Annotated in this window: 2 protein-coding genes; both read right to left on the bottom strand. The window is 49.4% G+C overall.

Annotated features, from left to right (window positions below):
* Nucleotides 1–1,273 (bottom strand): hypothetical protein (locus tag VB081_RS05685; RefSeq protein ID WP_323399871.1); only part of this gene is annotated, 1,273 nt, incomplete at its 3' end.
* Nucleotides 1,266–1,976 (bottom strand): ABC transporter ATP-binding protein, encoded by a 711-nt coding sequence (locus VB081_RS05690; RefSeq protein WP_323399872.1) that lies wholly within the window; start codon nt 1,974–1,976, stop codon nt 1,266–1,268. The genes VB081_RS05685 and VB081_RS05690, both read right to left, overlap by 8 nt.
* Between the last annotated feature and the right edge of the window lie 271 nt (nt 1,977–2,247).

Here is a 2,247-nt window from a genome sequence, read left to right on the forward strand (position 1 = left end):
GCGCAATGTTGAAAAGCGTAGCGCTGATGATGGACGCGGGCAGGAACAGCGTGAGCGCAACCTTGAGCTTTGCCTTTAATACGAGCTGCGTATCAACAGGAAGCGACCGTACGATCCACAGATTCTTGCCTTCGAGGGAGACGGAGGAGGCAGATGGGCTCGCCATCACGATAAAGAACGCAATGCCCATCGGCGCCGCAACACCGAGAAGCTGCCCGAATTGAGGAATCTCGGAATAGATCCCGAAACCGTCTTCTCCCGCAACGAGCAGGATGATCCCGACAACGATCAAGAGGATCGGCCCGATGCCCGTGTTGAGCACATACTGTGAGGAGGAAAAGAAGCGTTTCATCTCCCGTCTGTAAAGTGCCTTTTGAGGAGAGGTCTGCTTTAACTCTGTCATTTTGTAGTTGCCGGACGTGCGGCTTGTCGTGATGGACGTGTTCATCTTTTTGAACAGCTTTGCCACCAGCACGATAAAGACCGCGAACGCGCCGAACGAAATGAGCAGGAACAGCAGCAGCGAAACCACGTCGAAGCCTGCAACCGCGTTTCCGTAAAGCGAAACCAGAGGATAGATGCCCACCAGCACATTATTGACCATGCCACCAATATCTGCAAAGTCGATCATGATGCTGCTTGAATTTGACCAGAACCCGAGCCATACCACCATAAAGATCACAAAGGCGGCGACCGTGAATATTACGTTTAGTCCGTTTTTGCGCTTGAAGCGCGACGCAGCCACCGCGATCAGCATACCGACCACCGTTGCAATGATGATGGGCAGCATGGGGATGCCGAACAGTGTCACCACAAAAATGGGATAAAACGCCGCCGCGGGAGTGGCAATGATGCCGTAGGCGATCGCCGCAGGAACCATCACACCAAGCACAAACAGAATGTTGTACCCATAAAGGATAAGTACGCGGCTCGCGATGAGTGTGCTCGTTTTTATGGGCAGTGCCATCTGCATGTCATAATCGCGAAAACCGAACAGCGTGCCGTTTACCTTATAGATGGTGGTAAACAGTACCATCACGGACGCGACCATCATCATGATGTTGAGGACAATGTATTCCGCGTTTATCACGCGCAGGCTGTCCATCAAACCAAGCGACATACCGAATACCGCACCCATGATCAGGATGTAACAGAAAACGAGGAGCACGGTCATGCCTGTGGATTTTGATTTCTTCTGATGCGCGTACTTTGCCTTGTTAAAGCCAAAGGATGTACGCATATATGTTTTTAGCAACAAACCAAGATTATTCATCGATTAACTCCAAAAATACGTCTTCCAGACTTTCGTCGCCCTTGACTTCTTCGATCGTGCCCGAGCGCAGTAGTTTGCCGTTTTTGATGATGGCGATCTTGTCGCACATCTTTTCCGCCACCTCAAGCACGTGGGTGGAAAAGAAGATCGCGCTGCCATTATCGCACATCTCTCGCATGATCTGCTTTACGGTGTGCGCAGCCTTGGGGTCGAGCCCCACGAACGGTTCGTCAAGAACAAGCAGCTTCGGCTTGTGGATCAGCGCGGAGATGAGCGCCAGCTTTTGCTTCATCCCGTGCGAATACGAAGAAATCAGGTCGCCGAGGTTTGCCGTGATCTCGAACAGATCCGCATACTGCTTGATCAGCGCTTCACGCTCGGCCTTGGGGATCACAAAAATATCGCCGATAAAGTTCAAGTACTGGATGCCCGTCAAGCTGTCGTAAAGATCGGGATTATCCGGGATATAAGCAGTGATCTTTTTGCACTGCGTCGGATGATCCTTGATGGACATACCGTCGATCTCGATCTCGCCGCCGTCAAAGTCCAAAATACCGACCACAGCCCGGATGGTCGTTGTCTTGCCTGCACCGTTATGGCCGATAAAGCCATAGATATCGCCGTCTTCAACGGTAAGCGTCAAGTCGTCGACCGCTTTTTTTCCGCCTTTATAGCTTTTGGTGAAATGTTTGATCGTTAACACTGTTGAGCTCCTTTCGTTTGTGAAAAAATCAATTTCGCATTACATGATGTATTATAGCATAAACCCCTTGTCTTAAGACATCCCCATTATAGTATGCGGTCACGTGACTGTCAATAGCTATCGTGTGACTTATTAAAAAATTAAGAAATCTCGATTCCCATATTATAAGGAAGCAAACACTGCGATGGCATATGTGAGCAGAATTCTTACGGCAGAAAAGTGAATATTTCAAAAAAAAAAGGGTATATATAGAACCATGATTGGAGTTGCG

This window comes from Christensenella sp. (assembly GCF_034927525.1).
Taxonomy (GTDB): Bacteria; Bacillota; Clostridia; order Christensenellales; family Christensenellaceae; genus Christensenella.